This is a genomic window from Pedobacter aquatilis (genome assembly GCF_032678425.1).
GTDB classification, from domain to species: Bacteria; Bacteroidota; Bacteroidia; order Sphingobacteriales; family Sphingobacteriaceae; genus Pedobacter; species Pedobacter aquatilis_B.
The window spans coordinates 119,583-140,725 of record NZ_JAVTSG010000001.1 but is presented as its reverse complement, the minus strand read 5'-3'; the positions used below and the strand labels follow the sequence as shown (position 1 = coordinate 140,725).

13 protein-coding genes are annotated in these 21,143 nt (G+C 36.7%); 2 read left to right on the top strand and 11 right to left on the bottom strand.

Going from position 1 to position 21,143, the window contains the following annotated elements; all coding sequences use genetic code 11:
• Positions 1-114 precede the first annotated feature (114 nt).
• Positions 115-1,134 (bottom strand): FecR family protein, encoded by a 1,020-nt coding sequence (locus R2Q16_RS00555; protein ID WP_316734510.1) that lies wholly within the window; start codon positions 1,132-1,134, stop codon positions 115-117.
• Positions 1,135-1,239: 105 nt separating this feature from the next.
• Positions 1,240-1,800, bottom strand: a complete 561-nt coding sequence (locus R2Q16_RS00550) for an RNA polymerase sigma factor (protein ID WP_316734509.1) — start codon at positions 1,798-1,800, stop codon at positions 1,240-1,242.
• A gap of 190 nt (positions 1,801-1,990) precedes the next feature.
• Between R2Q16_RS00550 and R2Q16_RS00545 the strand changes: the two genes are divergently transcribed.
• On the top strand, positions 1,991-2,935 hold the full coding sequence (locus tag R2Q16_RS00545; protein ID WP_316734507.1) for an NAD-dependent epimerase/dehydratase family protein: 945 nt from the start codon (positions 1,991-1,993) through the stop codon (positions 2,933-2,935).
• A gap of 115 nt (positions 2,936-3,050) precedes the next feature.
• Positions 3,051-3,779 carry a YebC/PmpR family DNA-binding transcriptional regulator gene (locus tag R2Q16_RS00540; protein ID WP_316734506.1) on the top strand — a complete coding sequence of 243 codons (729 nt, stop codon included), beginning with the start codon at positions 3,051-3,053 and terminating at the stop codon, positions 3,777-3,779.
• A gap of 384 nt (positions 3,780-4,163) precedes the next feature.
• Here the strand turns inward: R2Q16_RS00540 and R2Q16_RS00535 are convergent, their stop codons facing one another.
• The 9 genes from R2Q16_RS00535 to R2Q16_RS00495 all read right to left on the bottom strand — a co-directional run bounded on the left by R2Q16_RS00535 (position 4,164) and on the right by R2Q16_RS00495 (position 21,009).
• Positions 4,164-4,943, bottom strand: coding sequence for a prolyl oligopeptidase family serine peptidase (locus tag R2Q16_RS00535; protein ID WP_316734505.1), 780 nt, complete (start codon positions 4,941-4,943; stop codon positions 4,164-4,166).
• A 67-nt stretch (positions 4,944-5,010) separates the two neighbouring features.
• Complete coding sequence (gene bglX / locus R2Q16_RS00530; RefSeq protein ID WP_316734503.1) at positions 5,011-7,308, bottom strand: beta-glucosidase BglX; 2,298 nt, start codon at positions 7,306-7,308, stop codon at positions 5,011-5,013.
• A gap of 22 nt (positions 7,309-7,330) precedes the next feature.
• Entirely contained in the window at positions 7,331-9,076 is a 1,746-nt protein-coding gene (locus tag R2Q16_RS00525; RefSeq protein ID WP_316734502.1) for a family 43 glycosylhydrolase, read from the bottom strand.
• Between the two features lie 77 nt (positions 9,077-9,153).
• Positions 9,154-10,518: a glucoamylase family protein gene (locus tag R2Q16_RS00520; RefSeq protein ID WP_316734500.1), complete on the bottom strand. Its 1,365-nt coding sequence runs from the start codon at positions 10,516-10,518 to the stop codon at positions 9,154-9,156.
• 76 nt (positions 10,519-10,594) lie between these two features.
• Positions 10,595-12,067 carry a RagB/SusD family nutrient uptake outer membrane protein gene (locus tag R2Q16_RS00515; RefSeq protein ID WP_316734499.1) on the bottom strand — a complete coding sequence of 491 codons (1,473 nt, stop codon included), beginning with the start codon at positions 12,065-12,067 and terminating at the stop codon, positions 10,595-10,597.
• Between the two features lie 11 nt (positions 12,068-12,078).
• Positions 12,079-15,090: a TonB-dependent receptor gene (locus tag R2Q16_RS00510; RefSeq protein ID WP_316734497.1), complete on the bottom strand. Its 3,012-nt coding sequence runs from the start codon at positions 15,088-15,090 to the stop codon at positions 12,079-12,081.
• 430 nt (positions 15,091-15,520) lie between these two features.
• On the bottom strand, positions 15,521-16,399 hold the full coding sequence (locus tag R2Q16_RS00505) for a LamG-like jellyroll fold domain-containing protein (protein WP_316734496.1): 879 nt from the start codon (positions 16,397-16,399) through the stop codon (positions 15,521-15,523).
• 18 nt (positions 16,400-16,417) lie between these two features.
• Positions 16,418-17,971, bottom strand: coding sequence for a RagB/SusD family nutrient uptake outer membrane protein (locus tag R2Q16_RS00500; protein WP_316734495.1), 1,554 nt, complete (start codon positions 17,969-17,971; stop codon positions 16,418-16,420).
• Positions 17,972-17,988: 17 nt separating this feature from the next.
• Positions 17,989-21,009 carry a TonB-dependent receptor gene (locus R2Q16_RS00495; protein ID WP_316734494.1) on the bottom strand — a complete coding sequence of 1,007 codons (3,021 nt, stop codon included), beginning with the start codon at positions 21,007-21,009 and terminating at the stop codon, positions 17,989-17,991.
• Positions 21,010-21,143 lie beyond the last annotated feature (134 nt).

Sequence of the window (21,143 nt, the reverse complement as noted above, 5' to 3'; positions counted from 1 at the left end):
CCGGCAATGCCCCACATTGTCGGCTTTGTTTTTTAAGAATATATTATGGAAGTTGTGCCGCGATTATGGGCTGTTTGTTAGTAGTGATCTTTTCATAATTACTCATATTTGGTTTTAGTTTTTATTTGAAACCACAATGCTGGTTCCTTTTATTTGGTATTTGCTTGAAATGGAGCCGCAAACAAGGTCTAGTTGCTCATAAAGACCCTTTTTGCTCAAATCTCCGGTAAATGTGTAGGCTAAAATATCCTCGTTATCAGAAGTAATATCTATGCCGTAAGCTTCAGTAAGTGTTTCGAAAATTGATTTTAAACTTTCCTCTTTGAAGTTGTAGTTTAAGTTTGTAGCTACATTGTATGCCTCTGCCAGTGGAATAGGCTTATCAACCAATGTTTTATTTAAGTTATGATTTGCAAAAACACCCTTTTGATTAGGTTTTAATAAAATCGCCTTTGCTACCTTTTTATCGTTGATGTTAAATAAGGTGCTTTCTTCGTTCTCATTAACCTGAACTTTACCAGTTCTAACGGCTACTTGGGCAGGAATGCCATTTTTTGCCGATTTTACATGGAAGCTTGTGCCTAAAACTTTAACAACAATGTTTTGGTTGTAAACATAAAAAGGCTTTTTACGATTTTTACTTACTTCGAAAAAAGCATCGCCCTTTAAATAAACTGTTCTTTTATTTGCAGCAAATGCTTCTGGATAAATAATAGTTGCATTTGGTTTTAATTTCACTCGACTACTATCACTCAAAAAGAAATAAATTGGCTCAGTGCTATCATTTGTTTTGGTGATAAGGCTTAAATTCTCGTTAGCATCGATAAAAGATTGCTCCGCATGGTTATTATTCGCCATGTACAAGCCACCAATTAAAAATGCAACCATAATTGATGCTGCAATTGCAATTTTCGGCCACAATTTTTTGGTTCTAGAAACTGGTTTAATCGTTTCAGCTGGATTTATTTTCTGCCAAATGTTATCCTGCATTTCTGCAAGTTCTGCTGATGAAATATCCTGAAAGTTTCTGTTGTTTAAATTATGATACCATTTATCAACCCAAAGCTTTTCAGCTTCTGTGCATAAACCGTTATTATAGCGGTTAAGTAAATCGATGAATGATTTCTGATTCATAAGGAAAAATATTTGGCTTTATACATACAAGTAACACAAAGCGTATTAATCCCTAAACCTAACCCTAAAATAATTTTAATAATTATGTAAGTTGCTGATTGTCAATTAAAAAAATATATAAAAATTTTTAATATATTCTTTAATTCTTTTTATCGAACGAGTAATATGGTACTCAACTGCCTTTTCAGAGATGTTTAATTCATTCGAAATATCTTTAACCGATTGGTATTGATACCTACTCAACCTGAAAACTTCCTGCGTTTTGGATGGCAAAGAATTGATGCTTTCTTCTATAATTCCCGATAAATCATTTAGCGCAATGCTATGATTCGTATCATCACTATTTTCGGTATAACTTAATGCCTGATATTCGATATACTTATTCTCAGTAACCAAACTGCGGATGTGATTAATCACACTCAGCTTTAAGGCACCAAAAAGATAAGCTTGCAAATTTTCAATCTGGAGTGTTTCTCTTTTTTCCCAAAGGGAGATAAATATGTTCTGAACCAGCTCCTCGGCAATTACCCTGTCGCCGGTTTTTTTAAATGCAGCAACCAAAAGCTCTTTACTAAAAGCAAAGTATATTTTCTCGTAAGCCAACTTATCGCCTTGTTTCAGGCGGCTAAGTAAATCAACAGAATTTTCAGGCTCAAAGGGAATCATTATTTATTTGGTCTGCTACAATTATAGTAAATGTAATTAATTAATTTAATCAATAATGTAAAAAACTGCTGTTCTGAGCCTGTTTTATTAACATTTTTCAGAACGAAATTTTAAAGCTAATCACTTAGTTTAAATATTTTATAGCCCTTTTATCTCATTTTTTTAACTTTGCTCATTCTCCCAAAAATATATGAAAGAAAATATAGTTGTTTTAGGTTCAAACGGACAAATTGGTACTGAATTGGTAACCATGCTACGCAAAATATATGGTGACGATCATGTAGTTGCCTGCGATATCCGCAGACCAGATTATGATATAAAAAATTCGGCTCCTTTTGAGTTTGTAAACGTTTTAGATAAAGAAATGATAAATGGCATTTTTAATAAATATAAGCCTACTCAGGTTTATTTGTTAGCTGCGCTTTTATCAGCCACAGGCGAGCAAAATCCTAAACTTGCCTGGGATTTGAATATGAACGGATTATTAAACGTTTTGGATTTAGCACTTGAGTATAAAACTGCAAAAGTTTACTGGCCAAGTTCTATCGCCGTTTTCGGACCAAATTCGCCCAAGGATAACACGCCACAATATTGTACAATGGACCCAAATACAGTTTACGGTATCAGTAAGCTTGCTGGCGAACGTTGGTGCGAATATTACCACCAAAAATATGGTTTGGATGTTAGGAGCATCCGTTACCCAGGTTTAATTAGTTGGAAAGCTGCTCCAGGCGGCGGAACAACAGATTATGCAATTCATATTTTCCACGATGCATTGAAAAAGGGAAGCTATCAAAGCTTTTTAAATGCAGGTTCTGAGTTGCCGATGATGTACATGGATGATGCCATTCGTGGTACAATCGAATTGATGGATGCACCGGCCGATAAAATTTCGGTAAGAAGTAGTTATAATTTTGGTGGTGTGAGTTTTACGCCCGAAATTTTAGCTGCAGAAATCAGGAAACATATTCCGGATTTTAAATTAATTTACGGCGAAAAAGATCCTCGTCAGCAGATTGCGGATAGCTGGCCACGTTCTATTGATGATAGCGTTGCTGCAAAAGATTGGAACTGGAAACCGGAGTACGATTTATCGAAACTCACAATTGATATGTTAAATAACTTAAAAAAATAAAAAGGTAAAAACTGATTAACTGTTTAAATTGGTTAGTCGTTATTGAGCATCAGTTAAACAGTTTAAGCAATTAAGCAATTAACCCTTCTCGATACCAAATACTTGATACTAAAAAATGGGAAGAGCATTCGAATTTAGAAAAGAGAGAAAATTTAAACGTTGGAGTAAAATGGCAGTACAATTTACCCGTATTGGTAAAGATATTGTAATGGCCGTTAAAGAATCAGGTCCAAACCCTGAAACCAATTCGCGTTTACGTACAGCAATGCAAAATGCTAAAGCTGTAAATATGCCAAAAGATAGGGTAGAGGCTGCAATTAAGCGTGCTTCAGATAAATCTTTGGCAAATTACGAAGAGATTGTTTACGAAGGTTATGCACCACACGGCGTTGCTGTTTTAATTGAAACTGCTACCGATAATACAAACCGTACGGTTGCCAATGTGCGCAGTTATTTCAATAAAACTGACGGTTCTTTGGGTAAAACTGGGTCATTAGATTTCGTTTTCAACCGCAAATCTATCTTTAGATTTGTGCCTGCAGATGGCTTAGACTTAGAGGAATTAGAATTCGAATTAATTGATGCTGGTTTAGAAGAATTATATGTAGAGGCCGATGAAGAAGGAAACGATATTGCGGTAGCGCAAGGTGCTTTCGAAAACTTTGGTTCGTTACAAAAAGCGTTGGAAGAAAAAGGTATTGAGCTAAAAAGTTCGAAACTGGAGCGTATTGCACTTTCGCACCACGAAGTTACTGAAGAACAAGCTGCAGATGTTTTAAAATTGATTGATAAGTTAGAAGAGGATGATGATGTGCAGGCTGTTTATCATAACATGGCAGAGTAAATCAAAATTTACAATTCATAAAAAGGGCTTGAAGATGTTTTTCTTCAAGCCTTTTTTTGTTTTTTGAAGAGCAATAATCCTGCTCATCGGTTACAGCAGTCCCGCCAACATTTCAAGTCCTCGCCCGAAGAAAAATCGGGCTCCGGGCTTTACATTTATGTCGGGTCTATTTACTTAGGTTAGCCTATGTAATTTAAACCCGACAGGAGCGGAAATACTTTTTTAAGCAGCAACACTAAATAAGCTGTCATGCTGAGGTACGAAGCATCTATTGCAGACGAAACAGATGCTTCGTGCCTCAGCATAACAGAAGTTAAAAAAAGATTGTAGCAAATGGCGGGAGTATCAAAACCGATTAGTACTGAAATTGCTTTTCTAATTATTTTATTTTTTATGCCCAAATAACCACGGTAAAAGCTGCGGTTCGGCGAAAGCGCTATCCCAGCTATTGTGATTGGCATTTGGGTAAAGTGTGAATTTCACCTCTTTGCCAACAGTTTTTAAACGTTCGGCAATAGCCATTGAAAACTCAGGAACAACAACATCGTCTTTTGCTCCATGAAATATCCAAAGTGGAATATGCTGATATTTTCTAATGTTATTTGTATTGTCGCCACCACAAATGGCAAAGGCTGCGGCAAAGGTTTTGCGCTGTCTTCGCAACAATTCGTAAGTCCCCATTCCACCCATTGATAAACCACCAACGTAAACTTGTTCTTTATTAACAAATGGTTTTTTTAAAAAATCCTTAACCATATTCTGTAAGGCATGCATGGCTTTGGTTGGCTTGCCGCCTTCTAAAAAACTGAAATTTCGCTTGCCTTTTTCGTCTGTTGTAATGTTTACATTTGCCCAATAACTATCGGCAGTACATTGCGGAAACACGATAATGGCCGGGAAGTTTTTTCTTACCTCATCTTTCAGAAATAATTTTGCACCATGCGTTAATTGCTTTTCATTATCGTTCCCACTCTCACCACGACCATGAAGTACAAATAAAACAGGATATTTTTGAGCTGGATTAAAGTTTTCAGGAAACAAGATTCTGTAGTAAATCGAATCTTTACCCTTAATAAAGTTGCCTTTTTCGTATTTACTTAAGTCTTGAGCCTTTAATATCAATACAAAAAACGATAAGCAAACTGTTAAAATGATGTTCTTCATATAACAAAATTAAAAAACCCCGGCTATTTCGCAACAGCTCGGGGTGTAACTAACCATTTTTTTAATATTATTTTAAAGAGAAAGAAGCTTCCTTAACATCTTTAGAATTTGTACCGATGAATAGTTTAAAATCTCCTGGCTCAGCAACAAATTTCAAATCGGAATTGTAAAATTTCAAGTCGTTTTCAGCTATGCTAAACGTAACATTTTTGGTTTCTCCAGCTTTTAAATAAATCTTTTGAAAACCTTTTAATTCCTTAACCGGACGTGTAATACTGCCGATTAAATCCTGGGTGTAAAGTTGCACAACTTCTTTTCCACCAACGCTACCATTGTTGGTAACCGGAATAGTTGCGGTAATGCTTTTGCCTTTTGTAAGCGTGTTAGCGCTAAGTTTGATATCGCCGTAAGTAAAGGTTGTATAACTCAAGCCGTATCCAAATGGGAAAAGCGGATCGTTGCTTACATCTAAATAATTTGAACGAAATTTCTCGAACCATTTACCTTCTGCCAATGGGCGACCAGTATTTTTATGTGCGTAAAAAATCGGCACCTGACCAACATTCTGAGGGAAAGTTGCGCTTAACTTACCTGATGGATTAACATCTCCAAAAAGTACATCAGAAATTGCATTTCCAGCTTCGCTACCCGGAAACCAAACATTTAAAATTGCAGGAATATTTTCGTTTTCCCATTTCAAAGCTAACGGACGACCAGTAAAAAGCACCAAAACAATCGGTTTACCTGTTTTTGCTAATTCTTTCAATAGATTTTTTTGTGTTTCAGGCATTTGAATATCGGTTACGCTACTTGCTTCACCGGTAAATTCAGAACCTTCGCCTAAAACAGCAACCACAACATCAGATTTCTTAGCAACGTTAACCGCTTCTTTAATCATTTCTTCTTCACTTCTAGAATCGTGGGTGTAAGTTTTGTTGTGGATATTCACATAACGATGTTCTGCTACAGAATCTGCAAGGAAATTAGAACCACGAGCCGTTAAAATTTTTGCATTTTCGCCTAAAGCATTTTTCATGCCTTGTAAAACCGTAACCGACTTATCGAAAAGTGCAGCAACACTCCATGTTCCGTACATATTGGCCGTATTGTCAACCAATGGACCAACCAAACCGATAGTGCCTGATTTTTTAAGAGGCAATATGTTATTTTGGTTTTTTAACAACACAAAACTTTCAGCAGCGATTTCTCTTGCCGCCTGACGATTTTGAGGTGTAAAAACTTCGGTTTCTGCTCTTTTCGGATCACAAAATTTATAAGGATTTTCAAACAATCCAAGTTTGTATTTCGCTTGAAGAATTAAACGGCAAGCCCTGTTAATTTGCTCGATACTTACTTTTTTCTCTGCTAATGATTTTTTTAAAGTGCCCAAAAATCCTTCGCCAACCATATCCATATCAACACCTGCGTTTAAAGCAAGAGCAGAAACAGTTTGTAAATCGCCCATACCATGTGCAATCATTTCAGGGATACCTGTATAATCCGTAACTACGAAACCTTTAAAACCCCATTGGTTACGCAAAACCTCGGTCATCAACCATTTGCTACCAGTTGCCGGTATTCCATCAACTTCGTTAAATGATGCCATAATACTTGCTGCGCCAGCATCTACTGCTGCTTTGTACGGAGGTAAGTACTCGTTATACATTCTAACTTTGCTCATATCAGTGGTATTGTAATCTCTACCAGCTTCTGCAGCTCCATAAAGCGCATAATGCTTTACACAAGCTAAAATCTGGTTGTTAGCTTTTAAATCGCCTTGATAACCTTTAACCATAGCTTTTGCAATAGCCGAACCTAAATAAGCATCTTCTCCATTACCTTCTGAAATTCTGCCCCAACGTGGGTCGCGAGAAATATCAACCATAGGAGAGAAGGTCCAGTTAATACCGCTTGCACTGGCTTCAACAGCTGCAATTCTAGCTGATTTTTCTACTGCATACATATCCCAGGTGGCACTCATGCCTAAAGGAATCGGGAAAACGGTATTGTATCCGTGAATCACATCCATTCCAAAAAGCAAAGGGATCTTCATTCTGCTTTCTTCTACAGCTACTTTTTGAACGGCGGCAATTTTATCAACACCTTTAATGTTGAATAAACCACCAACTTGTCCGGTTCTGATTTTCTTACCAATATCGCTGCTGTTGGCTTGTCCGGTTGTAATATCTCCTGAACTTGGTAAATTCAACTGACCGATTTTTTCATCAACCGTCATTTTAGCCATTAAATTGTTGATAAAGGCATTCATTTTTGCCTCCTCAGCAGATACCGGCTTTTTTGTCTGGGCGAAACTGTTTATCGCCATCACAAAAATCAAACTAAATAGGATATTCGCTTTTCTCATTATATTGTGTGTTATTCTTTTACTAGTCTACTTTCTTAACTTCAGTTTTTGATGATACGCCATTCTCATTTATAGCTTCTATCGAGAAATAATACGCCTTTTGACTATCCATCGCCTTAAACCAATGTTCGTTAAAATCATGTATCATTATGCAGTTGTAAAGCTTATCAGGTGCCGTGCCATAGTACAAATTATAGGCATAAGCGTTATCAACGGGTTGCCATTTAATGTATGCGCTTCGTTTATCCTTTTCGGTTCGCAACACGATTAAATTCTTAACTGCATCGGGTTTTTGACCATTTCCATTTCCAAATATCCGTAAACCACTAATGGCAAATTTTCCCGTTGGCATATGGATGTTTACCATTTTTATGAAACGGGTTTTTACAGGTTTTTCCAGTTCGATGTAATCATGAGGCACATCGGTTTTATTCTGGCTTTTATCTACAAGTGTTGTCCATTTATTTCCATCAACAGAAGATAAAATTTTGTATTGGTGGAAGATGCCGGTTTGCTTACCGATAAATTCTGCGTCTTGATCAGCATAGTTAATTTGAATGGCCTTTACCGTAGCTAAACTGCCCAAATCCGTTTGAATCCATTCGCCATTGTTAGCTGTTTTAGCACTCCAATACGTTTTTATACTTTCATCAACTGCGTTATTTGCATTAAAACTTCCTAAGGTTGATGATACGGTAACCGGTTTTTTATAATTGATTAACATCCATCCCGGTCCAGCTGGTCCGCCTTCTTTTCTTTCAGATGGCAAATAGAGTGGATAATCGCCGAATGCTGTGTTGGTCCACATTACATCATCTTTATCAAATCCAGTTGGCCAAATACCCATTCTTCTTTCCCAAGTGTTTTTTACACAGATAATACTCGTAGAAATGTGCCAATATTGTTTATTGTTATCTTGAAATGTAGCGCCATGACCAGCACCACGGGAGAAGCCGCCGCCTTTATAACTTAGCGGATCGGATTGTGGTGTAGTTTGAATTCCATCAAATAATGGTTTGCTACCAACAACAACACCATCAGAATAACCACTGAATTCGGTTCCGGGAGCACCATATTGAAAATAATATTTTCCATTGTGCTTAGTCATCCATGCACCTTCAGCAAATGGGTCAAGAAAAGTATCATCCATGTATTCGCCAAAGCGTTGCCATCCGTAACGCCAGCTTTGAAGCAAATACATTGGCATACGGGTACCGATAGGTTTAAAAGTTTTGCGGTCTAATTCTACACCATACATCGGGTAATTGTTACTGCTTCCGTTATACATATAAAATTTACCATCATCATCGGTAAAAAAAGCAGGGTCCCAACCGCCAATTTCTAAGGAATCCACTAAAGGAAACCATTCATTCCCCAATGGATTTGTACTACCCCACAAAGTGAAATTTTTGGTATATGTACTTCCGAATACTACAACCGTATCGCCAATAATTCCAACGCCTGGAGCACAAAGTTCATCCTTTGTTTTGTTCCAGGGGCGAAGAAATTTACGTTCGATAAATTTCCAGTTCAACATATCCGAACTGTGCCAATAGCCCCATTGATTTGTACTGAATAACAAATACTCACCCTTGTAATTTACAATAACCGGATCGGCAGTTGCACGATGTTTACCCCATTCTGTAAATGATTCGAATGGCGTATAACCGTAATCAACATTAATTGGATTACAATACGTTTTTTGTTTTTGAGCAAAAGCACCAAAAGAGAAGATGATTAGTGAAAGTATAAGTATGGTTTTCTTCATATTTAAAGTTCTTTCGTCATTGCGAAGCATGAAGCAATCTATTCAACCGAAATTGCTTCGCACCTAGCAATGATGATTTATTTTATTTCAGGGCTCTCAAATCCAAGTTTTGTTAATCCGGTTTTCACTTCTGGTGCACTCATAAATAAATTCCATAATAAACCAGTTCTTCCATTCTCAATCATTACTACAATTGGCCCTTGATCTATTCCTATGTATCGTTTCGGGAACCAATTTTCAGTTTCACTGTAAGCATCGTAAAATCCAAATTCCCCCCAAACTTTATCGTGTAGGTTTTCATATAAGTTTCTAATGACCTGCATACTTTCTTTTGGTGTATATGGATATGATGAAAGCGCTGCGGTAGGGGAGATTACACCAAAATCCTCTTGAGGATTGTGTGCAGCATAACCTTTAACAGAATAACTTGCCGTTAAGCCCCATGAATTTTTACCATAACCTTTAAAACCTTTCGGATTATTAATTGCATAATCATAATTAATTAAGGTTTGGCTTTTATTTTCTTCCCAATAGTTGGCATATTTATCCTTTAAACCTTTCGGATTTAAACCTAAATAAGAGTAGTGCGCCCAGAAAAGCGGTCCAACATTTTCGCCTACTACATTATGTTTTAACTTAACCGGATGTCCGTATAAGGAGATGTTCGTATTTATCTTGCCGCTTTTAGCCCAACCTTCGTGATAAACTTCGGCAGGAACACCATGTGTTGGCGAACAAGCTGCTAGAACATACGTAATTAAACATTCGTTATAACCAGTAATGGCAAAGTTCATTTTCCACCCTGAATTTGGCGACCAATGCCAATACAATACATTTTGATTGTTTTGTCTGTAAAAATTCCAATCGATGCCTTTCCATAATTCATCAGCTTTTGCAGCTAAAGCCTTTTCCTGCGTATTACCGTTAGCATAATATTGGCGAACGCAAATCAAAGCCTGTGCTAAGAAGGAGGTTTCAACCAAATCGCCAGCATCATCATTTTCGCCAAATGCTTTCGCTTTGCCAGAAGGTAAAATCCAATGTGGCCAAACACCATGAAAACGATCAGCCTTTGCTAAAAAATCTATTCCTTTTTGTAGGTGTTTCAATCCTTCTGCTCTGGTAATAAACTTTCGCTCAATAGCCACAATTGTGCCCATAATCCCAAAACCACTTGCACCAGTAGCAATAATGTCTTTGTCATTTTGCGGGTACACATTATCGCTATGGAAACGCTCTCTTGATAGACCAGAAATGGGTTCTGCGCCTTCATAAAAATACTTATAAGTTTGCTTCTGTACCAGATCAAGTAATTGGTCGTCCGATAAATCTTTTTTAATAGTTGAACCTGAGTTTTGCTTTTGAACTACTTTTTCAGCACAAGATGAAATCAATAAGCTGCTTAGCGATATATATAAAATGTAGCGGAATGTAAGTTTCATTGTTGTTTTTGTAAGGTAGATTTCAGTGTATATAAAAAAGGTTGCCAGTTAGCTGGCAACCTTTTTCAAAAATTAATTAGTAGCCAGGGTTTTGCTTAAGCATACCACCACTTAAATCAATTTCAGTTTGCGGAATTGGCCAAACCTCATTTTTATTAGCTTTCCATCCTTTCGGACCAAAAACAGCTAAGCCTCTACCTTGTCTGATTACATCAAAGTAGCGATCGTTTTCCATCGCTAATTCAACTTGTCTTTCTTTATAGATAGCCAAACGTAACGCAGCTTGGTCGGTAGTTGTAATATCTGCTAAGATTGCAGTATTTGTACCTCTAGCACGTCTGCGTACACGATTTAAAGGAGCTAAAGCTTGCGCCGGAGTTCCCAATTCATTTGCTGCTTCAGCGTTCATTAATAAAATATCAGCAAATCTTAAAACTCTGATGTTTTGTTGAGCACCTTCATTAAAACCAGAAACTCTTGTGTTAAATGGCACATAAGATTTTTGATTATAACGTTCGTTTGGTACAGTTGTGGGAACTAAATCACCTTGAGGAGTTATTTCTCCTTTAAACAAAATCGTTGCATCTCTACGTGGATCACCAGTTTCATAAGCTGCTGCTAACTCTGCTGAAGGCGTGTTAAAGCCCCATCCCATTACTCCAGCTACACCTTGAACTTGGCTATACTGAGAGGTTGAGGCAGAAGGATTACCTGGAATCAACTCAGCCTGTACTTCAAATAATGACTCAACACTATTTTCATTCTGAGTTCTGAATCCTTTTTCATAATCAGCAAACAAGTCATAACCCATGCCCATTACCTGATTGGTAAGCGAAAGTACGTCCGCCCATTTTTTCTGGTACATAGCAACTTTAGCTTTCATACCTAAAGCTGCACCTTTTGTAGCGCGTCCTAGATCAGCAGCGGCATATGATTGTGGTAATACTGCGGCAGCTTCTGTTAAATCCTTTTCAATTTGAGCATAAACAGCAGCTTTATCCGATTGAGGTAAGTTATATTCTGAATTATCTTTAGGAACATTTAACCTTAAGGGAACGCTTCCATATGCCCTAACAAGTCTAAAATAAGAATACGCACGAATAAACTTCGCCTCAGCTAAATATCTCGCTTTAACTGTTGCATCCATAGTAATGTTCGGCACGTTATCAAGAACCTGATTACATAAATTAATATTCTGATATTGTCCAGTCCAGAAACCTTGTAAAGCACCCTGAGTTGAAGTTACCGTAAACTGATCGTAAAGATTAAAGAAAGTTGCATCTGTTGGCGTACTACCTTTATCTGCTTCATCAGAACCAGTACTTTCAATACAAATAGCATTAAAAGCAACATTATCCCAACTTCTAAGTTGCGCATAGATTGCATTAACGCCTTTTAGTGCATCATCTGGAGTTTTCCAAAATGTAACTGATGGTTGTTGGCCTTGAGGTGGAACATTAAGAAAATCTTTTTTGCATGATGCGGTAAGTAGCATTGCACCAAAAGCAGTAGCTATGATACAAGACTGTATATTTATATTTTTTTTCATTTTGATATCAATTAGAAAGTTACGTTAACTCCGAAGTTATAGGTTGCGAATAATGGATAAACATTTGTATCTATACCTGCATTTGTTGGAGTTCCTCCAACTTCCGGACTGAAACCTTTATATCCGAAGATGTTAACAGCATTTTGAGCATTCAAGAATAATCTTAATCTCTGCATCTTCATTTTATTACTAATAGCTTGTGGTAAGGTATAACCAAGTTGTATATTCCTTAAGCGTACATAATCACCTTTTTCAACATAAAATGAATTTGGGGCATTATTTAAACCACCAGCCAAGTTTGCTGAAGCATAAGTATTAGATGTTCCTGCACCATTCCAACGGTTATTGATGAAATCTTTAGTGTAATTTTCATTACCAAAACGATTACTCAAATTAGCATTAAAAACATCCACACCAGCAACACCTTGAATATCTAAAGTCAAATCGAAGTTTTTGTATGCGAAATTTGTGTTTACACCATAAGTGAATTTTGGATTTGGATTTCCAAGAACAACTCTATCTCTTAAATCGATTACTCCATCACCGTTCGTATCTTGGTATTTAAAATCACCTTTCTTAAATCCAGGCCAAGCCGCTGCTTCTGCATCTGTTTGAAAAACGCCAACAACCTGGTATCCGAAGAACTCACCGATTGGACGATTGTTTACTGTTCTTGTAGAAAGATACCCACTTGTAATACCTGCTCCACCTTTATAAATTGGATTAGAACCAGATGTTACATTCAGAACTTTATTATCATTGATGCCGATGTTACCGCTAATTGAGTAATTGAAACCACCCTCAGTCTTATCTGCCCAAGTTGCTAAAAATTCAAATCCACGATTTTGGATATCAGCCTGATTTGCAATTAAAGAACTGTTAACTGTTCCTAAACTTCCTAAAACTGGAATATCAAAGATGGCTTGTTCAGTTTTTCTGTTGTAGTAATCAGCTTCAATTGTTAATCTATTATTTAAAAAGCCCATTTCTAAACCTACGTCAGTACCTGCACTTCTCTCCCAAAATAATGTTGGTGGAACAAGTGTTCTGATACTAGCGCCAGTGTAAGGAATACCGCCAAAAATTGCAATTAATGCAGCCGATTGGTCAACTGTTTGAGTTGATGGATTAAAAGGCACACCTGCATTTCCTACTTTACCCCAGCTACCTCTTAGTTTTAAGTTGCTGAATATCTTTTGGTCTTTCATGAAGTCTTCATTGCTGATTACCCAACCTGCACCGATTGATGGGAAATTTCCCCAAACATTGTCTGAACCAAAAAACTGAGAAGCACCATCTCTTCTAATTGAAGCATTTAACAGGTATCTGTTTTTATAGCTATAATTAACTCTTGCAAAATAAGAAGCAAAGGTTGATAATTCACCTAAATCTACAATACTTCTGCTTGCTGCATCACCTAAACGTAAATATAAGTCGCCTTCTGAAGTGTAAGGAACATTCATTGCATCAGCATTTATGGTGTACATTTTATTACGCTGAGCAGTTTGACCCACTAAAACAGTTAAGCTATGATCATCCCATTTTTTATCATAGGTTAAGGTGTTTTCAATAATCCAGTTTCTGTTTTCAATACGATCAATATCTAATTTACTGTTTGTGCTTTGTTGTGTATTACTTGCTTTGTAAACTGGCACATATCCAACAACTTCTTCCTGACCGAAATCTCCACCAAAACTAGTTTTGAATGTGAAATCTTTTAAAAATTTTAATTCAGCATATACATTACCAGTAACTTTATATTTTGTTGTATTCTGATTAAAAAAATCTAAAGTAGCCTGAGGATTCATATTACTTCCATTACCCAAGTTGAATGCATTTGGGTCTCCATAACTGCCATCCGCATTAAAAACAGGAACTACAGGAGATGCTGCATATAACGCTCTAAAGATTCCAGATGGTGCATCTTTTGATTTGCTTGATGTTGCAGTAACATTGTAACCAACCTTTAATGGCTCAAAAATCTGAAAGTCATTCGATAATCTTGCGGTATACCTTTTGTAATTGTTTCCTTTAACAATACCATCTTGATCTAAATAACCTAAAGATAAATTATAGCTCGATTTTTCAGTACCACCACTAATAGAAAGCTGGTGATTGGTAACTAATGCATCTCTTAAAACAACATCATACCAATTTGTACCTTCTCCTAAGTTTGTGTTTGCAAAAAGTGGCGTTGCAGGCGGAGATAACAAGCTATATGCTTCATTAACTGCCGTTGCATATTCAGATGCGTTTGCCATTTCAACTTGATTGGTTACTTTCTGGAAACCAACAGTTCCATTGTAATTAATAACGGCATCACCTCTTTTCCCTTTTGTAGTCGAAACTAAAACTACACCATTTGCAGCTCTAATACCATAAATAGACTGTGAAGATGCATCCTTTAAAATACTGATACTAGCAATATCTGCTGGATTTAAGAAATTAATATCGTCATACCAAACACCGTCTACAACATACAATGGACCAGTTTTACCATAAATGGTTCCTGTTCCTCTAATTGTAATTGTTGGCGAAGCACCTGGTGTACCTGTATTTGTGATTGAAACACCAGCAACTTTACCTTGTAATGCACTCACTGGGTTAACAGATGCTTGTTTAGATATTTCCTCACCTTTTAATGATGCTACTGATCCAGTTACATCAACTTTTCTTTGAGTCCCATAACCAACAACAACTACCTGCTCTAGTTGTTGTGATGATGATTGTAATTCTACATTTAATGTAGTTCTGTTGCCAACTGCAACTTCTTGACTTGTGTAACCTAAGTATTGGAATACTAGCGTTGCGTTTGCTGGTGCGCTTATGCTAAACGCTCCTGATGCATCTGTTTGTGTACCATTTGTTGATCCCTTAACTAATACGCTTACGCTTGGGATAGTGGTCTTATCACCCCCATCTCTAACTATACCTTTTACAGTAATGTTTTGCGCAAATGCTACGTTAATTGCGAGTAAACAAAATACGGCCAGAACAGAAATTCTTGTAAAAATTCTTTTCATGCTTTATTAAAATTTAGTTTAATTGTTATGATAAATGTGAGGTTGTTTTTTTGCTTGTGCAAGTGATCTTACCTCAACATTAGTACATCATCATTAAGCAAATACTATCACAAAAAGAAATACCAAATGGGAAATCGGGCTAAAAATGCAGTTTTTATGTTTTAGATAAATAAAATTCACCTACACAAGTGTAAAAAGTACACGAAGTGTTTTTGAAGGGTTAAAAAATCCTTATGAGAGGTAATGATGTAGTGATGTGAAAGTAAATACTATTAAAGGTGAGGTAAATGCAAGCTTTTTGGAAACATTTCTTATTAGAATAACAGAATGAATTTTTCATTTTAAAACTTACAGGAATGGTTGTGCTAATCCTCTTTAGGATGGGTTAATGATAGTAGTGGAGTCTGAAATACAGACTCCATTACATTAATTATTTTCCAGCGATCGTTAAATCGTACATTGCTTTTACTACTGCATCAGGCATAAAAGCATTATAGATTTTTACCTCATCAATTTTACCAGTCATCAAACCATACTCTGTATTTGTATTAATTAATTTACCAGGTATAAGATTATAGTTAGCGCCGAAAATCAATTCATTTGGCTCATTAGATTTGAACAGGTTATTTCCGATTCCTCTATCAGAAAAACTACCAATATTTTCTCCATTAGTTAATATATTAAATCTACCAGTTAAACCATTATAGCTTAGCACCAGGTGAACCCAATTTGTGGGGCCAATTTTAGGGGTTTTGGTAGAATTTAAATTATCTTGAGAACCTCCGCCAATAGTCGAAAATCTTGGGCCAATTTTTAATACATCAATGTTGCTCGCCGGATAGCTGTTTGTATTTAGCCTAATATCCAAGTTACCATCAAAAATGCCCGGCCTTGCAAATTGAGTTAACATGGTTCTTTTAGATCCATTATTTGAAATTTGTATCCATTGACTAATTGTAAAGCTTTTAAAAGCTTCTTGTTTAAATGCTGCAAACTGAGTCGCATAGTAAAGATAACCCGCATTTAAATTTAGGGCCTTTCCTTTAAAGCCATCAACAAATGAGTCTCCTGTTTTAGACGTTGGCGCCGTATTTGTTAATTTTTCATTGTAGGTATCATCAAAACTAAAATAAGCAACCAGATTGTCTTTTAATATTTCATCTGATGTTTTAAATCCACCTACAGTTCCCACATAATCGTTTGGATCTAATTCGGGTAAATTATTCGGGTTCCCATCTTTCTCGCAAGCTGAAAAGAGGGTGGATACTGCGATTAAAATCAGTAAATATCTTGATTTGTATATTTTCATCTTTATATGAATTTGAAATTAATAACCATTGTTTTGAGTTAACACACCTTTACTCAAATCAATTTGTTGTTGCGGAATTGGCAATAATCTATCTCGATTAGGGTTGTAGCCTGTTTTACCTGCAGCTTGCATTGCTTCAGCATCAATACCCCAACGAACGATATCGAAAAAGCGTTCGTGCTCCATAGCCAATTCTACTCTTCTTTCTTGTCTGATGGCGTTTCTAAGTACATTTTGATCTGCTGTGGAAATATTTGGTAAGGTACCAGTTGGAGCACCAATTCTAGCTCTGGTTCTAACACTATTGAGCGCATCTAAGGCTAAAGTTGTATTTGCTGCTCCTCCCACTTCGTTCGCTGCTTCGGCAAACATTAAAACTACATCTGCATAGCGAAGAATCCTTACATTCATCCACCAGCCGCCTCTATTATTGTAAGCAGCTATAAACGTTGGATTCACTAAAACTTTATGATTGTATTTCGTATTTGGTACTTCGCTTGGAAATAAAGGCGCTTTTTGACCATAAAGCGTAAAATTATCCTTACCAGCAATACTACTGTAAAGAATTGTTCTTACTTTTCTAGGGTCGTTTGGTTCATAAGCAGCTTCTAGCACTGCACTTGGCGAATTCCAGCCCCAGCCTCTGTTCCATTCAGTTGTATTTCCTCTTGTACCTTGAATACTTGCGTATTGTACACCATTATTTGTCGGAACAGTTGCACTTGCAGTAGCTTGAATTTCAAATACAGATTCTTTACTGTTTTCACCCTTTTCGCTAAAAATATCATTGTATGATACACTTAAATCATACTGCCCAGAATTCATAACCTGGCTAGCTAACGACATAGCCATTCCCCATTTCTTTTGATACAGATAGGCTTTTGCTAAAATTCCATTTGCCGAACCTTTCGTAGGCCGACCAATAAATTTTGTTGGCCAGCTCAACGGTAAGTTTGCAGCAGCAAATTGTAAATCAGATTCTATGAACGCATATATAACTTCAGGGCTGCTTTGAGGAATGTTAGAAGTTACATCTAAAACCTTGTCAATTTTAGGAACTCTTCCATAAGCCCTAACCAAAAAGAAATACGAATAACCACGTAAAAATCTGGCCTCTGCCTCAGCCTGAACTTTTTGTTGTTCGCTGGCAATAATTTCTGAATTATTATAGATTTGATCGATAATGGTGTTGCACCTATTGATCATGGTGTAATATTCTGTCCATAAGGTATTAACCCTTCCATTTGTTAGGGCAGGAAAGTTATCCATAGCAATTACATCTGCGCCACCATCTGTAGGTGTACTACCTTTGTCAGCATCATCACTTCTGATGCTGGTTGCCACCATAAAGCCATCAGAAATATAGTTGTAAGATCTAAGCGCACTATATGCCGAGAATAAAAATGTATCGTATGGTGTTCCGCCTTGAGGGTATGGGTAATCATCGGCGGTGTATTCACCTTGCCTTTGGGTGTCTAAAAATTTCTGACAACCCGAGTTTGTCGAAACTGCAATAATAGCCAATAAGCCAAATGCGATGTTTCTTTTATTTCTATTAAATATTTTCATCATTTAAGCTTTTAATTTGGTTAGAAAGTAACATTCAATCCGAATGAATAAATAGCAGGGACTGGGTATACACCGTTATCTGCACCACCACCTAATATGCTGCTTATCTGTGCCTCTGGTGTATATCCTGTAGCTTTTGTCCAGGTTTGGAGGTTTTGTCCACTTAAATAAATTCTAAGTTTTTGAGCGCCAATTTTATTCATTAAAGCAGGAGCAAATGTGTATCCTAATTGTACAGTTCTAATTCTGAAATAATCTCCAGGCTCTAAGAAATAAGAACTGAATTGAAAATTATTACCTCTCGTATTGTCTAAGATCGGTTCAACATTAGAGGTTCCAGGACCTGTCCAGGCATTTAATCTATTGCTTTCATAATTAAGCGTTGCGAAATTAGCGGTACGGCGTTGTGTGTAGATTTTATTGCCGGCTACACCTTGTCCTTCGATTAATGCATCAAAGCCTTTATAACCTAGGTTTAAACTCAAGCCGTAACTGTAAGGAGGAAATGGAGTACCAAGATACGTTCTATCAGCAGGGGTAATTACTCCATCACCATTGGTATCTTGGTAAGCAATATCGCCAAGTTGCGAATTAGAGAATTGTGCTTGGGTAAGCATCTCTCTTGCTGTTTGATAGATGCCGATTTGTCTATAACCATAGAAATAACCAATTGATTGACCAGAATTAGTTAAGTTAATGCCACTATTTCCCGTGATTTGAAATTCAGTTGTATTACCCAATGATTCAACTCTGTTTCTGTTGTAGCTAAAATTTCCCGATAGGTTGTAAGTGAAATCTCCAATTTTATCTCCCCAACCTAAACTTACTTCGATACCACGGTTATTAATTTTACCAAGGTTGGTAAAGAAAGGTAGTTGACCTGCTAAAAGCGGAAAACTGGTTAAAATACCATCTGTTATTTTGTTATAAACGTTAATTTCTGCACTAAAACGATTATTTAACGCCTTTAAATCGAGTCCTAAATCTAAACCTTGTACAATTTCAAATCTTAAATTTGGGTCAGGGATATAAGCATTTTGTACTGCTGTGTAAACATTATCTCCGAAAACAGCTGTTGCTCCATTAGATAAACCTTGTTGATATAAGTTTGGTGAAACACCATTAGAATTACCCAGACGGCCCCAAGATGCACGTAATTTTAAATAATTAATCCCTTTTACATAAGATTTGAAAAATGCTTCCTCACTTGCCACCCAGCCTAAGCCAATGCTTCCAAAAGTTCCCCATCTGTTTTGAGGAGCAAAGCGAGAACTTCCGTCTCTTCTAATGGTTCCGTTGAATAAATATTTGTCCTTATAGCTGTAACTTACTCTGGCAAATGCACCTACATTCGATTCTTCGTTACCTTCACCTTCGTTTGTTAGGATATTATTTACGTTGATAACATTTAAATACCATAAATCAGGATCGCCAGGAACTACTAATGTACTGTCTGTTCTGCTACCCATTAAATTAGAGGATGCAAAACGCAATGATGTAAAACCAGCTAAGGCCGTAATTCTATGTCCGCCCTCTAAAGATTTTTCATAAGTTAAAGTATGGTCTTGTTGGTATCTGTGGGATTCGGATTGTCTTTGGGTAACTCTTGAGCGAAATTGATCATCCCTAACAACTGTAATAGGCGCACCATTTTCACCAATGTTTGCTATAAAAAATGGAGGTCTGGTATATGCTCTGGAATTATTGAAGCCAAAATCACCATAAAATGTCGATTTAATCTTGAAATCTTTTAGAAAGGTTAATTCACCGAAAATGCTTCCGTTGAAACGGTAAACTTTATTAATTGAGGTTCTATCATCACGCATAATTGCCGAAACAGGATTTCCGACCTGAGCACGTTGAAAAGAGGGCATCGAATAATATGTATTCTCATTCAGCTGAACAGGGACAATAGGAGCTGCCCAAACACCGCTATTTAAACCTATCGAGGTTTGGTTCGGTTTAGCGAAGAAGCCGGTAATATCTCCTCCTAATCTGAATTTGTTCGTTACTTTAATTTCTTCGCTTAAACGTAGAACATACTTTTCGTAATTGGTATATTTAACAACGCCCTCTTGGTTATTATAGCTTAAATTAACCAAGGTGGTTGATTTCTCTCCACTATTGCTGAAGCTTAAACTATTCGTATTTATCATCGCAGTGCGAAGAATTTCATTTTGCCAATCGGTATTAGCTGTGTAGTTGGTAAAATCAAATGGTGCTGCACCTATGTTTGTTAATTGCGTAGAATAAAGTTTCTTAAAACCATCAGCATCGGTTACATCAATTTTATTGATAACTTTTTGAACACCAATGTTTGAATTGAAGTTAACTCTAGTTTGACCACGAGCTGCTTTTTTTGTTGTAACAGCGATAACCCCGTTTGCACCTCTTAAGCCATAAATTGCAGCTGATGATGCATCTCTTAATAAGTCTATTGATTCAATATCAGCCGGATTCAAATAATCGATATTTTCCTGCAATAATCCATCAACAACATATAAAGGAGATGCGCTATTCGTACTACTAATACCTCTAATACGGATTACAGGTTGTGAACCTGGGCCGCCAGAATTTACAACAGTTAATCCTGCAACTTTACCCTGTAAGGAAGCTAAAGGGTTTATAGCAGGCATCTTTGCTAATTCATCACCATTTACGCTCGAAATTGAGCCAGTTAAGTCTTTTCGTTTTTGTGTTCCGTAACCTACAACAACAACTTGTTCCAATTCTTGGTTTGATGAAGCCAAAATAACATCAATAGATGTACGTCCATTAATAGGAATTTCTTGAGTTCCATAGCCTATGAATGTAAAAATTAATGTTGAATTTGGTGGTACATTAATGCTGTATGCACCTGATGCGTCTGTTTGTGTGGCTATTTGCGTACCCTTAACTATAACGCTTACACTAGGAATGGTCGACTTATCGCCGCCGTCCGTTACCTTACCCTTAACAGTTAGGTCTTGAGCAAATGTTAGATTAGTTAAAAGCAAAGAAAATAGAGCCAGAACAGAAAATTTTGTAAAAGTTCTTTTCATGCTTTATTAATTTGGTTAAAAAATTTGCGACAAATGTGCTTTAGTTTTCTTGATTGCACAAGGATATGTACCTCAACATTAATACATCAAGCAATTAATAAGTAAAAAGACTATCTGGAATATTAAATAATTTT